Below are 16008 nucleotides of genomic sequence, written 5' to 3'. Positions count from 1 at the left end.
GTCTACGGGATCATCAAGTGAGCTAGTCCTCACTGACGCTCGAACGGCGTCCACCCTCGGGTGGGCGCCGTTCGGCGTTTCGGGATCACGGCGATCAGCCGACGATCTCCTTCAGCTGGTTCGCCACGGGGGTCACCGGTTCCTCCCCGTCGGCGGTCGGGATGTCGCTGTTCACGGCAGCGACGACCACAGCCTGCCGTTCGGGCAGATATCCCACGTAGGTGTTGAAACCGGGGAGCTCGCCCGTGTGGCCGAGCCAGCCGTTCTCGATACCGAGCCCGAGACCGTAGGCGCGGGTGTCGGTCGCACCGGGGATGTCGAACAGGAACGAATCGAGACGGAGCTGCTGCATCTCGGGGGAGAGGATGCCCTCGCCCGTCCCGAGGGCCGTGCCCCACAACTCGAGATCGTCGACCGTGGAGATCACCGCGCCGGCCGACCATCCCCACGACGGGTTCCAGTCGGTCGCATCGGCCGTCTGCCCGTCCGGCTGTCCCTGTTCGGTGATCCCGTACAGGTGCGGTGACGCGATCGCCGCGTCGGTGGGCATGACGGTCTCGGCCATGCCCAGGGGCTCGAAGACGTTCGCCCGGAAGTACTCGTGCAGGCTCTGCCCGGAGACCTGCTCGACGACCAGCCCGAGCGCGATGAAGTTGGTGTTCGAGTACTCGAACCGCTCGCCGGGAGCGAAGTTCGGTGCGTCGCCGCGCACGAAGTCGAGGAGCTGGTCCGGGGTCCACGGGGCCTCCGGATCGGCGAAGAGCCGCTGCTGGAATTCCTCGTCGAAGGTGTAGCTGGGGATACCGCTCACCATCGAGGCCAGTTGCCCCAGAGTGGCGGTGTCCCCGTTCGGCAGACCCGGCACATAGCGGCCGATCGGATCCTCGAGCGACAGTTCGTCGTCCTCCGCCAGTTGCAGCAGAGCGGTGACCGTCATCGTCTTCGTGATGCTGCCGATACGGGTGTGATCGTCGGGGTCGGGCTCCTCCGATCGATCCGCACCGATCGTGCCGGACGCACCGGTCCATTCGTAGTCCGGGGTGACCACGCGCGCAACGACTCCGGGGAAACCGACCTCCTCGCGCATGCGGTCGAGCACGTCCTGGAACTCGTCGGCGGGCGCCTCGCCGGTGGCGGTCGAATCCGTAGCCGTGGCCTCGGATGTTGCGGCCGGCGGTGATTCTTCGGCGGTGTCGTTGCCGCAGGCGGCCACGACGGTGAGCATCACGGCGGACAACACGATCGGTAATCGGCGCACGGCATTCTCCCCCGGTCGAGACGACGGTGTGAGGACGACAGTGATCAGTATGTGCCGTTCGGCAGGACATCGGGTCTGTTTTCGGGTCGAAAAACGACCGCTCCGTATGTGAAGTACTCTTGTCAACCGCGCCGTGTGGTCGGCGCTCTCTCGATCAGGCGCTCTCGATCGCGGCGAGGAGCATCCGCGCCGTCATCGCAACCATCTGCGTCCGATCGGATCTCCGGGGACGTAGGAGGGCGATCCGCGAGCACAGGCTCGCCGTCGCTCCCATCACGATGAAGACGAGATCGTCGAGTGCTGCGTCGTCGAGATCGGGTCGCAGCCGCGCCGGGATGATGCGTCCCAGCGGCCGCAGCGGACCTTCGACCTCGGCCCACGCGAGCCCGAACTCGATCTCCTCCGAGGTGTACGACACCCGGAGTACCGCAGCGTGTTTCTCGAACGCGGCGGTGAGACTCTCCACGACCGTCACCATGGCCTCCGCCGGCTGCTGGTCCATCGCCCGTCCGATGGCGGTGGACAGTGAGGTGGTGATCGCGTGGACGGCGGTCATACGGAGTTCGTCGAGCACGGCGTCGACGTCGGGAAAGTACCGGTAGACCGTCCCGATGCTCACGTGGGCGTGCTCGGCGAGTGCCGTGGTACTGATCCGCGCGGTGGGGCTGCGCTCGAGCAACTCGTGGGCAGAGGTGAGGAGCAACTTGCGGGTGTCGTGACTCCGCTGCTGGACAGGTCGCTTCCGAGGTGCTTTGCCTGCGGTTCTGTCACCGCGCGGGGAGCTCATGAAAAGTGAATAGTAAGTGAGGATTCCTCGTGTTTCCATGGATGTATGGAGCGACGTATCCCACGTGATCTCGTCAACACCGACCTTGCGGTGCGCCGATACGCCGATCTCGGTGAGCGCTGGCTCGACGGCATGTGGCAGGCGGACCCCCTCGCCGACGCCGTGGTGAACGACGACTTCGGTCCGAACTCCGCGACCGACGCCGTGCGGGTCGCACTCGCCGACGGCGTCGACGCGGTCCCCGGGGCACCCGACTCCCTGCGCGACCTGTTCGCCTTCCTCGACGACGAACCCGCCTGGGTCGACCACGACCGCATCGACAACGCCGCCGATGCGCTCGTCCGGCACACCCCGATCCTCGGCATGGTGCTCGGTGCCGCGTCGCTCCTGCGCGGTGCCGGAAACTTCATCGCCGGAAAGCCTCTCGCGCTGACGGGGCGCTACGTGAGTCGGCCGGCCGTGCGGTCGGTGGAGGTCGGGGAGTGGCTGCGGCACGTCCTCACCCGCGGTGGGATGCGACGCGACGGAGGCGGATTCGCATTCACGGTGCGGGTGCGCCTGATCCACGCCCACGTGCGCAAGGGCATCCTCGCGAGCGGAGTGTGGGACGAGGACGCCTGGGGCGTGCCGATCCCGCAGTCGTACATGGCGCTGACGATGGCCGAGTTCGGCCACATCGCGGTCGAGGCGATGCAGATCCTCGGGGTGCGCTTCACCGATCGCGAACTCGACGACATCTACCACCTGTGGCGATATGTCGGGCACGTGATCGGGATGGGCGAGGAACTGGGCCTGCGTACCGAACGCGACCACATCGCGGTCGAGGACCTCTACCGGCTCACCTCGCCGGGCCCCAGCGACGAGGACCGGGAATTCGTCACCGCACTGACCGAGCAGTATCTCGTCCCGGAACTGGCGAACCTGTTGCCGGGCACCGCACCGATCCGGACGGCGGTCGCCCGCACGGTGATGCACTCGCTGCAGCGGGTGTTCATCGGCGACGCCGACGCCGACGCCCTGCACATCCCCGACAGTCCGCTCAAGCACGTCCTCGGACGCGTCGGGCCGCTGCTCGCGCTCGTCACCCGCGTCCAGGAACTCCGCTACCCGGACCGCGAACGCACCACGCAGCGGGCGTACAAGGTGCGCGACGTGGCGATGGACCGGATGCGCGTGGACTACCGCGTCGAGCACGACCTCGTGGACGCGGCCCGAAGCTGAGCCGGCCCGGGCGGGGTGGGCTCAGTGGACGTCGACGGCCGGGTCGAGATGTACCAGGACCTGCGTCGCGACGTGCGCCCCACCGAGAGCACGCGCGACCCGCTGGGCGGCATCCTCGGCGGCCTCCGTCAGTTCGGTGACGTCGATGGTCGGGTCGGCGTGCACCACCACCGAGAGCGTCGGCAGGTGGCGTTCGACCACGGCGCGTCCGCGCACGGCCCGCACGCCGGGTAGGGCGGCGAGTTCGGCTGCCACACCGTCGGCGACGGGACCGAGTTCGACACCGAGAGTGGCGTCGGTGACCTGGTCGTAGAGCTGCACGGTCGAGGTGCGCCGACGCGACAGGTTGACGGCGAGCAACGCGATGCCGAGCACGAGTCCGCCCGCGAAGACCGACCACAGGGCCGGCGTCCACCACGACTGGTCCGGAATGTCGGTCACGCGGGGGCGGTCGAGACGCGAGAGCTGTTCGCGGGCGGCGGGAACCTGCCACACCCAGGCGAGAGCGAATGCGCCGGCACCGGCGAGCGCGAGGCCCGTCAGGAAGGTGACGAGCCGATTCGCCAGCACGGTACGAAGTTTCACCGCGCCACCTCCACCACGAGTTCGACGGGGTCGGCGAGCGCCGCGAGGTTCGGGGCGACCGCGCCGCGCACGGAGGCGGTGATCTCGTCGATCGGTGTCTCGTCCTCGATCGAGATACGCACCACGGCACGGCGACGATCGACGACCGTGCGGGCCGTGCGCACGCCGGTGAGCGCGGATGCGTGGGCGCTGCACATGCGTGCGACGTCGGTGCGCCGCATCCACACCGTCGGCACCGGTCCCGCGACCTGCAGTGGGACATGCGTCCGGCGACGGGGTTTGAGCGAGACGACGATCAGGACGATTCCGAGGACGAGGCACACCGCGGCGATCGGCGCGAGCCAGGTGTGCCAGTGCAGGCGGCCGAACCACTCGAAGGAGTTGCGCAGCCACGGGGCGCCGCCGTATGTCCCGTTGACGATGAGCAATTCCCGGGCAGCGACGAACGACAGGGCGAGTGCCGCGATCGCGACGATCGCGGCGGCGGGTGCGGCCGCGGGCGGCGCCAGCGGCGGCAGGGGAGCGACGGTGGGGATGTCGGGATGCGGGGTGGTCCGCGCCGCGACGATGTCGGATTCCAGGTACTCGACGGGTGGCTGAGCCTCGTCGGTCTCGCCGTCCTCGACGAGCGCGGTCGCGACGATGAGCACGTTGAGTTCGCTGATCCGCATGCCCGTCAGGTCGTGCAGCTGGCGTTCGACCGCGTCGTGGACCCTGCGGGTGAGCATCGCCGCGTCGTACGGCCATTCGGCGGCGATGTAGAGATTCACCGCGACGGCGGTCGCTCCGGTGGTGACGTCGGCCCTGGGCAGGTCGCGGCCGGTGAGACGCAGGATGCCGCCTCCGCTGTGCCGCACCACACCGGGGACGCCGAGCGCGGCCGCCGCGGCGATGCGTTCGATCGCGCGGTCCTTGACGACGAGGCTGCCGCGTTCGCCCGGCGGCACGACTCCGGTCCCGGAACCGGTCTCCGCGGGTGCGGCATCGTCGGATGTCCCGACGTCGGGTGCGGTGGGGTCAGCCACGGCCCCGACTCCTCAGCAGGGCGCCGAGGTCGAGGTGGCCGTCGCGGTGGGCGCCGATCGCGGCACCGAGCGCGCCGAGCAGCACGGCGAACAGCAGACCGCTGAACCCGCCGATGATGCCGGCGAGGGCCAGGAGCAGCCCCGCGAGGAGTCCGACGACGGTGTTGCTGACGGGTGTGTGGTTCACGATGGGGCTCCTTCTCGTTCACCGGCGTGGACGTCTTCGATCGTCACCTGGACGGGCACGTCCACCAGCGGGGACACCCGGACGCGGACGGCGTCGGCGACGGCCGGGAGATCGGCGGGGATCCGCACGACGATGTGCACCGCGCACAGCCGATCGGTCAGCCGCACACCTTCGACGCGTCGCCCGGGCAGGTAGGTGGCGACCTCCCCGAATGCGCCGCGGTGCAGACCCACGACGCCGGGAACGGACAGCGCGGCGTCCGCGACCAGGTCGGCCGCGCTCGCGTGCGCTGCGGATCCGGGGTTCACTGCACGCGGGGTTTGGCGTCGTCGGTGAGGGCCGCGGCCTCTTCGTGGAGCATGACGTCGAAGACCGTGATGTTGACCTCGGTGACCTCGAGTCCTGTCATGCGTTCGACCGCGGCGATGACGTTGTGCCGGATGGCGACGGCGAGTTCGTGCAGCGCGACGCCGTATTCGGCGACGATGCCGATGTCGATCGCGGCCTGACGTTCGCCGACCTCGACGGCGACACCCTGTCCGTGGTTGATGCGCGCACCGGGGATGCGGTCGCGCAGTGCGCCCACGACGCGGGCGGTGCCGGCGCCCACCTCGATGACGCCGCTGATCTCGCGGGTCGCGAGCCCCGCGATCTTGGCCACCACCGCGTCCGCGATGATCGTGCGGCCCTGCGGGTCGGCGGGTCCGGAGGAGGTTCCGGCGCCGAACTGTATGCGGCTGATACCTGCGCCGCTGTCGCTGGTCATGAGGGGCTCCCAGGTAGGTGTACCGGTCGTGTTCCGTGCTCGATCCTGTGCTGGATCCCATTGTCCTCACGGTGCCTCGAACTCTATCGGCCGACGTAGGTCTGTCGCCCGTCGTCGGCGTTTGGTAAGAACGTGGGACGCAGGGTGGGATGCATCACTACCGTGCGGCACGCGCATGCGTGTCACAGACGAAGCGAAGGATGGGGCGAGGGTGTCGAACGAGCGGGAGACCGAGAGTACGCCGGAGCGTGTCGTCGTCGTGGGCGCCGGCCTGGCGGCGGTGCGTACCGCCGAGGAGCTGCGCCGGGCCGGATACGAGGGCGAACTCGTGCTCGTCGGAGACGAGACGCACCTGCCCTACGACCGCCCGCCCCTGTCCAAGGAGGTCCTGCGCGGCGACCGTGACGACACGACCCTCCGTCCGAGCGAGTTCTTCGACGAGAACCGCATCGAGCTGAAGCTCGGTGCCGCGGCCCGCTCGGTCGACACCGCGGCGCGCACCCTCACCCTCGCGGACGGCACCGAACTCGGCTACGACGAACTCGTCGTCGCTACGGGTCTGCGGCCCCGCCGCATCCCCGGTCTGCCCGATCTGGCAGGAGTCCACGTCCTGCGGTCGCTCGAGGACAGCCGCGCGCTGCGTGAGGCGATCGTCCCGGGTACCCGCGCGCTCGTGGTCGGCGCCGGATTCATCGGGTGCGAGGTCGCGGCGAGCCTGCGGTCGCGCGAGGTGGAGGTCGTGCTGGTCGAACCGCAGCCCACCCCGCTCGCGTCGGTGCTCGGTGCCGAGGTCGGTGCTCTCGTCACCCGCCTGCATACCGCCGAGGGTGTCGACGTGCGTGCCGGGGTCGGTCTGTCGGAGATCCGCGGCGACGAGCGTGTCACCTCGGCCCTCCTCGGCGACGGCAGCGAGATCGACGTCGATCTCGTGGTGCTCGGTATCGGTTCGATCCCGGCCACCGAGTGGCTCGAGGGCTCGGGCGTCGAGATCGAGAACGGAGTCGTCTGCGACGGCACGGGCCGCACCTCCACCCCGCACGTGTGGGCGGTCGGCGACGTCGCGTCCTGGCAGGTGCCGGCCGGTGGACGCAGGCGCATCGAGCACTGGACGAACGCCGGCGAACAGGCATCCGTCCTCGCGAAGACCATCATGGGCGTCGAGGCCGGCGCGGCCGCGCAGGTGCCCTACTTCTGGAGCGACCAGTACGACATCAAGATCCAGGGCCTCGGTGCGGTCACGGCCGACGACACGGTGCACGTCGTGCGCGACGACGGCCGCAAGTTCCTCGCGTACTACGAGCGCGACGGCAGGCTCGTCGGTGCCGTGGGTGGCGGCCTGCCCGCGCTGGTCATGAAGTCGCGCGCGAAGATCGCTGCGGGTGCCCCGATCGACGAGCTGCTCGCAGCGACGGTCTAGGGGAGTGGGGTTGCGCGCCGCACCGACCGCACTCGGGCCGGCGACGCGCGACCCGCTAGATTCGTAGGGTGATCGTTGCGCTCATCGACTCGGGTCTCGGGCTGTTGCCGACGTCCGCGTGGCTGCGACGGTTGCGTCCCGATCTCGACCTCATGTTGTCGACGGATCCCGACGGCGCCCCGTGGGGACCGAAGTCACCGGACTGGGTGATCGACCGGGTCGTCACCACCGCTCGCCGCGCCGTCGACCGCGGCGCCGAGGTGGTCGTGCTCCCGTGCAACACCGCATCGGTGACCGCCCTCGAACACGTCCGGGCCGATCTCGGTCCGTCGGTGCCCGTGGTGGGCACGGTCCCGGCGGTCAAGCCCGCGGCCGCGGCGTGCGATTCGGTGGCGATCTGGGCCACCGCCGCGACCACCGCGAGCAGGTACCAGGCGAATCTGATCGAGCAGTTCGCGAACGGGTCCGAGGTCGTCGGGGTGGCGTGTCACGGACTCGCCGACGCCATCGATGCGGGCGATCGTGTGGCTGTCGCCGCAGCGGTCGCCTCCGCGGCCGAGCGCACCCCTCGGGACGTCCAGGGTGTGGTTCTCGGCTGCACCCACTATCCGCTGGTCGCCGACACCATCACCGAACACCTGCCGGCCGGAGTGCGCCTGTTCGACAGCGCCGAGGCCGTCGCGCGGCAGACGCTGCGCCGGATCGATGCGCTCGGGCGACCCGCCTCGGGTTCGGGCCGTGTCGAGGTCTTCCGCAGCGGTGTGCCCGGAGAGTTGCCGCCGGCAGCGACGGTCTTCGCCGCCGGTCGCGCCCTGCTCGCGGCGCCCGGTGACATGCGCGACGAGGACGTCGAGGACGCCACCTCCCTCTGAGTGTCCGAGCAGCCGGGTGGGTGGCCGGAGGAATACTTCGTCGAGCGAAGTATGTTGGTGAAGGGGTGTTCACCAATTCGCGCGGGGGCGCATCGTTCGTTTCCGCGTGGGACACGCCGTTCGTTTCTCGCGTGGAACGCGCCGATCACCTTCTGGAGGTTCGATGACTGCTCCCGTACAGCCCCGCGGCCGTATCCGCTCGTTCGGTTTCGCCGTGGTCGGCCTGGGAGCGTTCACCCTCACCGCGTCGTCGTCGGCACCGTCACCGCTGTATCCCGTCTACCAGCAGATGTGGGGATTCTCCGCGGCGATGCTCACGGTGGTGTTCGCGGTCTACGTGCTCGCACTGCTCGCGGCGCTCGTGACGGTGGGGTCGCTGTCCGACCACGTCGGGCGCAGACCCGTGATCGTGACGGCCCTGCTGCTGCTCGCGGCGAGCATGGTGGTGTTCATCGCCTCCCCGGGCGTGGGGTGGCTGATTCTCGCGCGGATCCTGCAGGGTCTCGCGGTGGGCGCGGCGACGAGCGCGCTGGCCGCCGCCGTGATCGAGATGCAGCCGAAGAGACACATCGGCCCGCTGATCAACACCGCGGCGCCGTCGCTCGGCCTCGCGCTCGGCGCGGCGGGAGCGGGCGTGCTCGTGCAGTTCGCGCCGTTCCCGACGGTCCTGAGCTATGCGGTCGTCGGCGTTCTCGCCGTCGTGCTGGCGATTGCGCTGATCTTCGTGCCGGAGACGTCGCCGTCGGTGGGTTTCCCGTCGCGACGCGACGCCCTGCGGAGCCTGGTGCCGAGCGCGTCGGTGCCCCGTGAGGTCCGGGGCCGCTATCTGCTCATCCTGCCCAGCCTGATGTCGGCGTGGGCGCTCGGCGGGCTGTACATGTCGCTGGGACCGTCGATCGTCGACTCGGTGTTCGGTATCGACAACCGTCTCGCCGCGGGCCTGGCGATCGGCACCCTCTTCACGGCGGGCACCGTCGCGGCGACCACCACGGCCCGCCGCGACCCGCATCGCATCGTGGTCCTCGGGGCCGTGCTGCTCGCGACGGGACTGGCCGCGGTGATCACGGCGCTCCTCACGGGATGGGTCGCGGTGTACTACGCGGGTACCGCCGTCGCCGGTTTCGGCTGGGGCTCGACCTTCGTCGCGGCCATGGGCGTCGTCGGCTCGCTCGGCCGACCCCATGAGCGCGGCCGGATCTTCGCGACGACCTTCGTCGTCTGCTACTTCGCGTTCTCGGTGCCCGCGATGGCCGCCGGGGTGGCGGCCGGATCGTTCGGCCTGATGTCCACCGCCGTCGGCTACGGCGTGGTCGTGGCCGTGCTGGCGCTCGTGGCCGGGGTCGGCGTGCTCGTGCGCAAGCCGAAGCCCGACTCCGCCGGGATGCGGGAAGTGCCCGTCCCCGCACGTTCGTAGGGGCCGGGCACTTCCGCAGAGGGAGCGGGCAGCGGGGCGTGACCCCGCCGGTTCAGAACTCGATCTTGAGGTGGTCGGTCACCGGCCGGGCCTGGCAACCGAGGATGTAGCCAGCCTCGATGTCCTCGGGGTCGAGCACGTCGCAGTTCTCCATCTCGACCTTGCCCTCGAGCACGGTGCACGCGCACGACCCGCATTCGCCCTCCTGGCACGAATACGGCACATCGATGCCCTTCGCGAGCATGATGTCGACGAGGGTCTGCTTGCGCGGCCACGACAGCTTGTGGACCTCGCCGTCGAGCTCGACCTCGACGGTCGCGGCGTCGGCGGCGTCCTCGTCGCTGACCTCGACCGGCGCCTGGTCGGCGAACGGGTCGCCCGACAGCGAGTTGAAGACCTCGGCGTGCACGCGGGCGCGGGGCATGCCCACGGTGTTCAGCGCCTGGTGGACCGTGTCCATGAACGGTCCGGGACCGCACATGAACGCCTCGTACGACTCGTAGGGCGTTGCGATCGCCGCGAGCTGGTCGGCGGTGGGCAGACCCTGGACGGACTCGAGCCAGTGCACGACGGTCAGGCGCGTCGGGTACTTCTCCGCGAGGGCCCGCAGCTCCTCGGCGAAGATGACGGACTTCTCGTCGCGGTTGGCGTAGACCAGCACCACCTTGCCGCCGCCCTGGGTGAGCGCGGACTTGAGGATCGAGATCACCGGGGTGATGCCGCTGCCGGCGCCGAACAGCAGGAAGTCGTGGTCGAGCGACTTGGGGGTGAAGACACCCGCGGGCGGCAGCACCTCGATGGTCTGTCCGGCCGCGATGTTGTCGCACAGCCAGTTGGAACCGTAACCGTCGGCGGTGCGCTTGATGGTGACCTTGGGGGCGTCGTCGGTGAACGGGGAGCTCGCGAGCGAGTAGCAGCGGGCCACCGAGCCCGTCCGGTCGCTCGGGATGCGCAGGGTGAGGAACTGGCCGGGCCGGTAGGCGAATTTGTCGCGCAGCTCGTCCGGGACGGCGAACACGATCGACCGCGTGTCGGCGGTCTCCTCGACGACGGCGGACACGGTGAGGATCACCGAGCGTGAGCCGTGGGGCACCTCGACAGTCGTCATGGGTGGGTCTCGTCCTCTCCTGCAAAGATGGCCGCGCACGACCGAATCTAGAACGTGTTCTAATTAAGGTTACCAGCGCGCATGGGATGAGGAAAACGGTACCGGCACTGCTCGGGCGGGTGCGGCGCCCACCCGGTCAGCGGGAGGTGCCCTACCCGAACGGGCGGTGACCCCACGGCGACCGGACGGTTTCGGCCGCTGTGTCTTTCACGCCTCGCAGCTCTGGTCGAGGGTGAATCGCGGATGAGGTCCACATCACACTCCCGATCCGGTACACCCCCTCTGCGAGGAGATACACCATGGCAATCGAGCTCAATCAGATCTGGGACTTCCCGATCAAGGAATTCCATCCCTTCCCCCGCGCGCTGATGGGTGTCGGCGCCCACGACATCCTCGGCGTCGAGGCGAAGAACCTCGGCTTCAAGCGCGCCCTGCTGATGACCACCGGCCTGCGCGGATCGGGGATCATCGAGGAGCTCATCGGCAAGATCGAGTACCAGGGCGTCGAGGTCGTCCTCTACGACAAGGTCGAGTCCAACCCCAAGGACTACAACGTCATGGAGGCCGCGGCGCTCTACCAGAAGGAGAAGTGCGACTCGATCATCTCCGTCGGTGGCGGATCGAGCCATGACGCCGCGAAGGGCGCCCGCGTCGTGATCGCCCACGACGGCCGCAACATCAACGAGTTCGAGGGCTTCGCGAAGTCCACCAACAAGGAGAACCCGCCGCACATCGCCGTCTCCACGACCGCCGGCACCGGCTCCGAGACGTCCTGGGCCTACGTGATCACCGACACCTCCGACATGGACCACCCGCACAAGTGGGTCGGCTTCGACGAGGCCACGATCGTCACCCTCGCGATCGACGACCCGCTGCTCTACTACAGCTGCCCCCAGCACTTCACCGCCTACTGCGGCTTCGACGTCCTCGCCCACGGCTCCGAGCCGTACGTCTCCCGGCTGGACTTCGCCCCGTCGCTCGGCAACGCCCTGTACTCGATCGAGCTCGTCGCGAAGCACCTGCGTGAAGCGGTCTTCGAGCCGCGCAACCTCAAGGCCCGCGAAGGCATGATGAACGCCCAGTACATCGCCGCGCAGGCCTTCAACTCCGGCGGCCTCGGCATCGTGCACTCCATCTCGCATGCCGTCTCGGCCTTCTTCGACAGCCACCACGGCCTCAACAACGCCATCGCCCTGCCGCGCGTGTGGGAGTACAACCTGCCGTCCCGCTACGAGCACTACGCCCGCATCGCCACCGCGATGGGCGTGGACACCCGCAACATGACCACCGTCCAGGCCGCCGACGCGGCGGTCGAAGCGGCGATCCGTCTCGCGAAGGACGTCGGCATCCCCGACAACTTCGGTCAGGTGCGCACCGACTCGTACGAGAAGAACCAGATGAACACCAAGAAGTACGCGGGTCGCGGAGACACGATCCGCGGCGACGAGAAGACCGTCCGGGCGATCTCCGAGCACATCCAGGACGACTGGTGCACCCCGGGCAACCCCCGCGAGGTCACGGTCGACTCGATGATCCCGGTCGTCGACCACTGCATCAACCGGTCCTACTGAGAACCCGCGCTCCCGGGGCGTCCCCTGCGCCCCGGGAGCGCCCTGCTCCGCTGCGACCACGCCAGACAAGGAGACCCCGGATGACCCCGTTCGCCTCGGGCGCCGAGTTGAAGGATGCGCTGCGCCGGCACGACTACATCGCCGACGACGAGTTCGCGACCGTCGTGCACCTCGCCACCGCACTCGAGCGGCCACTGCTGCTCGAAGGCCCCGCCGGGGTCGGCAAGACCGAACTGGCCAAGGCGCTCGCCGCGGTCGGCGACCGGAAACTGGTGCGGCTGCAGTGCTACGAAGGGCTCGACGACAGCCGCGCCCTGTACGAGTGGGACTACGCCAAACAGCTGCTGCACGTGCAGATGCTGCGCGACCGCATCGGCGAACTGCTCGCCGGTCACGCCGACCTCGCGGACGCGTCGAAGTTCCTCGCGCAGCAGGACTTCGGCCTGTACTCGGAGACCTTCCTGTCGGTCCGTCCGCTGCTCGAGGCCGTGCTCTCGGAGGAGCCGGTGGTCCTGCTCGTCGACGAAGTGGACCGCACCGAGGAGTCCATGGAGGCACTGCTGCTCGAGGTGCTCGCCGAACGGCAGGTGACGATCCCCGAGGTCGGCACGTTCACGGCCCGGTCCACACCGTGGGTGATCCTGACCTCCAACGACACTCGCGAGTTGTCGCCCGCGCTCAAGCGTCGCTGCCTGCACTACCACGTCGGATACCCGACACCCGAACGTGAACGCGAGATCGTCACCGCCCGGGTGCCGGATGTGCGCCCGGGAACGGCCCACCAGATCGTCGATCTGTCCCGGACCCTGCGCGATCTGCCGCTGCGCAAGAGCCCCTCGATCTCGGAGGTCATCGACGCCGCGCGCGCAGCGACGGTGATGGGACACGACGCCGACGACCCGGATTCGCTGGGCGGCATGCGCGACGTGCTGTTGGCGACCCTGCTCAAGTACACCGGCGACGTCGACCTCGCGAAGACGCGGCTCGGCGGTGCGGCACCGGCAACCGCGACGTCCGAACCGAATATGTCCGAAGCGATTGCGGCCGAACCTGTTCCGTCGCACGAACGTGTGACGGTCGCATCACGCCCGGCGAACACCACGACCTCCGTCTTCCGGGGACGCGGTGGTGGCGGTCGCGATGCCGCGGGCAGCGGACTGCGGGGGTGACCCCGCGATGTACGCATCCCGAGTGGGACGGGTGTCCACACCCCGGGCGACACGGGTGACCGCGCTCGACGAGCGTCGCCCCCGTTACGTACTCGACGTGGTGGCGGCGGTGTTCGGCATGCTCCTGCGACGCCACGGTGTCGCGGCGTCACCGGCCGAGAGCATCGAGGTGCGCCGGGTGCTCGACCTGGTCCCCGTCCGCGAGCGGGATTCGCTGCGCTCGTGCCTGCGGGCGGTGTGCGCCAAGTACCCGCACGAGAGGGCCGGCTTCGAGCGCGCCTTCGACGAGTTGTTCGGTGCGGTCGACGCCGCCGTCGCCGCGAGCGGCGGCGGTCCCGCCCGCGCGCAGTTCGCGGAGTCCCTGCCGGCGGTGCTCGAGATCGGCGACGACCCGAGTGTCGCGCGCTACGCCGAGTACAACGAACGCGCGGCCGAGGTCGGCGACCACTTCGACACCCCGGAGGCCCGCAAGGGGTTCAACCCGCACAAGGACGACGACGATGTGTCGATGACATCGTCCGACGCCGATCTGTCGGTGGACACGGGTGCGGACTCGGGCCGTCGCGGCGTCACCTACACCGTCGACGTCGAGAATGCGGCGACCACGACGGTGGGTGATCTGTCCGGTGAACCCGGGGCCGCGGTCGTCGGATCGTTGTCGTGGGACGACCCGGCGTCGATCCTCGCGTGGCTCGACGCCTACGACCCGCACCGCACGTACGGGGAAGAGGTCCTCGACGAACCTCTCTCCGCCTCGCAGCTCGCGCGACTCGTGGACGCGGTCGAGGCATTCGTGGCATCGCTCGCCGCCGCGGTGCCGGGGACCGAAGGCGTCGAGGCACCCGAATCGCACGACACCGCCGGTATCGACCGTGCCGAGATCGAGCTCGCATGCCACGAGGTGCTGCGCCGCATGCGCGGACCGGTCCGGCCCCATCCGCGTGAGCGGACCCGCGGACGGCTCGACATGCGCAGGACCGCCCGAGCGGGGATGCGGACCGACGGCGTGCCCTTCCGGCTCGTCGTCCGCGCGCCCCGCCCCGACCGGGTGCGGCTGCTCGTCCTCGCCGACGTCTCGTTGTCGGTCCGTCCGATCACCGCATTCACGCTCCGGCTCGCTCAGGCGATGCACGGGCGGGCGCACCGGTGCCGGGTGGTCGCCTTCGTCGATCGTCCGGTGGACGTGACGACGCAGTTGCTCGCTGCCGGCGGTGACGGTGCTCTGGCCGCCGTACTCGCCCATCCCGCAGTCGATCTCGAAGCGAGCAGCGACTACGGCCGGATGTTCGACGAACTGCTCACCGAGCACTCCGGATCGATCGACGGCCGGACGTCGGTGCTGGTGGTGGGGGACGGGCGCTGCAACGGTCTTCCCCCGCGCACCGATCGGCTCGAGGAACTCCGTCGCCGCGTGCACCGCCTCGCGTGGATCACGCCCGAGCCCGAGCGGTACTGGACGCAGGCGACCTGCGCGATGCCCGCCTACGCCGAGGCGTGCGACGAGGTGGTCGTCGCCCGCGACGGCGCGCAACTGCTCGCGCGCGCCGCCGAACTCGGCCACGCCCTGCGGTGAGCGGCGCTCACCGTGTCGCGGACCCGGCCAGCAGCTCCTCGAGTCGTTCGAAGCCCTCGGTCAGGCCGGTCTCCATACCCGATTCCGCCATGCCGTCGCGGGCCTCCTGGCTCGGGTACACGGAATGGCCGACCAGCTTGCAGCGGCCGTTCCCGAGGTCGACGAAGGTGAGCGTCTCGAGGCTCACTACATCCGGGAATCCGAGATATTCGAAGGTCTGGACGATGAGCTCTTTCTCGCGCACGGTGTGGAAGACACCCGCGAAGCGGTAGCTGCCGCCGTCGTCGGAGTGTTCGTAGCGGTACGAACCACCGGTGCGGAGGTCGTACTCCTCGATCTTCATCTCCATGCCGCGCGGGCCGAGCCACTGCGCGACGAGATCGGGGTCCTTGTGGGCGCGGAAGACGTCCTCGAGGGGGAAATCGAACTCCCGTTCGTAGTCGATGAAGGGGACGCCCTCGGGGATCGAGAGGGTGACTGCGTTGCTGGTCATGATGGTCCTCCGGAGACCGGGGTGCGCTGTGCACACTGTGAGGATCGGGGTGGGCTACACACCCCGTGGACGATCGGGGGCCGCTTCCCGGGCCAGCACGGCGTCGAGATCGCGGAACTGCTGCTCCTTCACCAACCGGTAGCGGTCGATCCAGGAGGTCAGCATCTCCAGCCGTGCAGGGTTCAGATGGACGGGCCGGCGCTGGGCGTCGCGCGTGCGCGTGACGAGACCGGCGTGTTCGAGCACCCGAATGTGTTTCGAGATCGCCTGCGTGGTGATCTCGAAGGGTTCCGCGAGTTCGGTGACCGTGGCCGGGCCCCGGCTGAGCCGGGCGACGATGCAGCGGCGGACCGGATCGGCCAGTGCGGTGAACGCCAGGTCGAGTGCGGTGTCGTCCGTCTCGTCGTCGTACACGATCGCCTCCGCTTTGTGAACCTTCCGGTTTATCAACCATCCGGTTGAATAAAGGATGCTCCCCGGGGGCCGGCCGCGTCAAGGGGTCCGGCGCACGGACGCGAGCCGATCGCGGTCGAATTCCCTACGGCCACTCACGCGCCCGGTT

At 69.4% G+C, this 16008-nt stretch carries 17 protein-coding genes; 7 read left to right on the top strand and 10 right to left on the bottom strand.

The window, feature by feature from the left end:
- Nucleotides 1–94: 94 nt before the first annotated feature.
- Nucleotides 95–1258, bottom strand: a complete 1164-nt coding sequence (locus tag LPH33_RS18090; RefSeq protein ID WP_026060887.1) for a serine hydrolase domain-containing protein — start codon at nucleotides 1256–1258, stop codon at nucleotides 95–97.
- Between the two features lie 154 nt (nucleotides 1259–1412).
- Entirely contained in the window at nucleotides 1413–2045 is a 633-nt protein-coding gene (locus LPH33_RS18085) for a TetR/AcrR family transcriptional regulator (RefSeq protein ID WP_088897093.1), read from the bottom strand.
- A gap of 45 nt (nucleotides 2046–2090) precedes the next feature.
- Between LPH33_RS18085 and LPH33_RS18080 the strand changes: the two genes are divergently transcribed.
- The gene (locus LPH33_RS18080) at nucleotides 2091–3266 is read left to right on the top strand and encodes an oxygenase MpaB family protein (protein ID WP_229565325.1); all 1176 of its coding nucleotides are present in this window, start codon (nucleotides 2091–2093) and stop codon (nucleotides 3264–3266) included.
- A 21-nt stretch (nucleotides 3267–3287) separates the two neighbouring features.
- Here LPH33_RS18080 and LPH33_RS18075 read toward each other — a convergent pair whose 3' ends face one another.
- Genes LPH33_RS18075 through LPH33_RS18055 form a run of 5 tightly spaced genes read right to left on the bottom strand, consistent with a single transcriptional unit; the run spans nucleotide 3288 to nucleotide 5829 of the window.
- Nucleotides 3288–3851 carry a hypothetical protein gene (locus LPH33_RS18075; protein ID WP_059383288.1) on the bottom strand — a complete coding sequence of 188 codons (564 nt, stop codon included), beginning with the start codon at nucleotides 3849–3851 and terminating at the stop codon, nucleotides 3288–3290.
- Nucleotides 3848–4876: a DUF6286 domain-containing Asp23/Gls24 family envelope stress response protein gene (locus LPH33_RS18070; RefSeq protein ID WP_160875235.1), complete on the bottom strand. Its 1029-nt coding sequence runs from the start codon at nucleotides 4874–4876 to the stop codon at nucleotides 3848–3850. The genes LPH33_RS18075 and LPH33_RS18070 overlap by 4 nt, the downstream gene beginning before the upstream one ends.
- Nucleotides 4869–5063, bottom strand: coding sequence for a hypothetical protein (locus tag LPH33_RS18065; protein WP_006552248.1), 195 nt, complete (start codon nucleotides 5061–5063; stop codon nucleotides 4869–4871). Before LPH33_RS18065 ends, LPH33_RS18070 begins: the two co-directional genes overlap by 8 nt.
- Nucleotides 5060–5371 (bottom strand): hypothetical protein, encoded by a 312-nt coding sequence (locus tag LPH33_RS18060; protein WP_160875233.1) that lies wholly within the window; start codon nucleotides 5369–5371, stop codon nucleotides 5060–5062. Before LPH33_RS18060 ends, LPH33_RS18065 begins: the two co-directional genes overlap by 4 nt.
- Nucleotides 5368–5829, bottom strand: coding sequence for an Asp23/Gls24 family envelope stress response protein (locus LPH33_RS18055; protein WP_026060889.1), 462 nt, complete (start codon nucleotides 5827–5829; stop codon nucleotides 5368–5370). Before LPH33_RS18055 ends, LPH33_RS18060 begins: the two co-directional genes overlap by 4 nt.
- Before the next feature lie 211 nt (nucleotides 5830–6040).
- Between LPH33_RS18055 and LPH33_RS18050 the strand changes: the two genes are divergently transcribed.
- From LPH33_RS18050 to LPH33_RS18040, 3 genes are all read left to right on the top strand, one after another.
- Nucleotides 6041–7246: an NAD(P)/FAD-dependent oxidoreductase gene (locus LPH33_RS18050; RefSeq protein WP_145692573.1), complete on the top strand. Its 1206-nt coding sequence runs from the start codon at nucleotides 6041–6043 to the stop codon at nucleotides 7244–7246.
- A gap of 68 nt (nucleotides 7247–7314) precedes the next feature.
- A complete protein-coding gene (locus LPH33_RS18045; protein ID WP_033096093.1) occupies nucleotides 7315–8118 on the top strand; it encodes a glutamate racemase in 804 nt (267 codons plus the stop codon).
- Between the two features lie 163 nt (nucleotides 8119–8281).
- Nucleotides 8282–9532, top strand: a complete 1251-nt coding sequence (locus tag LPH33_RS18040; protein ID WP_229565323.1) for an MFS transporter — start codon at nucleotides 8282–8284, stop codon at nucleotides 9530–9532.
- A gap of 52 nt (nucleotides 9533–9584) precedes the next feature.
- Here LPH33_RS18040 and LPH33_RS18035 read toward each other — a convergent pair whose 3' ends face one another.
- Entirely contained in the window at nucleotides 9585–10640 is a 1056-nt protein-coding gene (locus LPH33_RS18035) for a ferredoxin--NADP reductase (protein WP_229565322.1), read from the bottom strand.
- Nucleotides 10641–10939: 299 nt separating this feature from the next.
- On the opposite strand from LPH33_RS18035, the gene mdo reads away from it, so the two are divergent.
- The 3 genes from mdo to madC all read left to right on the top strand — a co-directional run bounded on the left by mdo (nucleotide 10940) and on the right by madC (nucleotide 14953).
- A complete protein-coding gene (gene mdo, locus LPH33_RS18030) occupies nucleotides 10940–12211 on the top strand; it encodes an NDMA-dependent methanol dehydrogenase (RefSeq protein ID WP_159417779.1) in 1272 nt (423 codons plus the stop codon).
- An 80-nt stretch (nucleotides 12212–12291) separates the two neighbouring features.
- Entirely contained in the window at nucleotides 12292–13380 is a 1089-nt protein-coding gene (locus LPH33_RS18025; protein WP_229565320.1) for a MadB family AAA-type ATPase, read from the top strand.
- Nucleotides 13381–13498: 118 nt separating this feature from the next.
- Entirely contained in the window at nucleotides 13499–14953 is a 1455-nt protein-coding gene (gene madC, locus LPH33_RS18020; protein WP_229568387.1) for a MadC family VWA domain-containing protein, read from the top strand.
- Between the two features lie 7 nt (nucleotides 14954–14960).
- Here the strand turns inward: madC and LPH33_RS18015 are convergent, their stop codons facing one another.
- On the bottom strand, nucleotides 14961–15446 hold the full coding sequence (locus LPH33_RS18015) for an SRPBCC family protein (RefSeq protein ID WP_229565319.1): 486 nt from the start codon (nucleotides 15444–15446) through the stop codon (nucleotides 14961–14963).
- Nucleotides 15447–15500: 54 nt separating this feature from the next.
- A complete protein-coding gene (locus tag LPH33_RS18010) occupies nucleotides 15501–15860 on the bottom strand; it encodes an ArsR/SmtB family transcription factor (protein WP_016690909.1) in 360 nt (119 codons plus the stop codon).
- Between the last annotated feature and the right edge of the window lie 148 nt (nucleotides 15861–16008).

This window comes from Rhodococcus sp. RDE2 (assembly GCF_020885655.1).
In the GTDB taxonomy this organism is placed as follows: Bacteria; Actinomycetota; Actinomycetes; order Mycobacteriales; family Mycobacteriaceae; genus Rhodococcus; species Rhodococcus pyridinivorans.
Note: the sequence above shows the minus strand (reverse complement) of the source record. Positions and strands in the feature narration are given on the sequence as shown.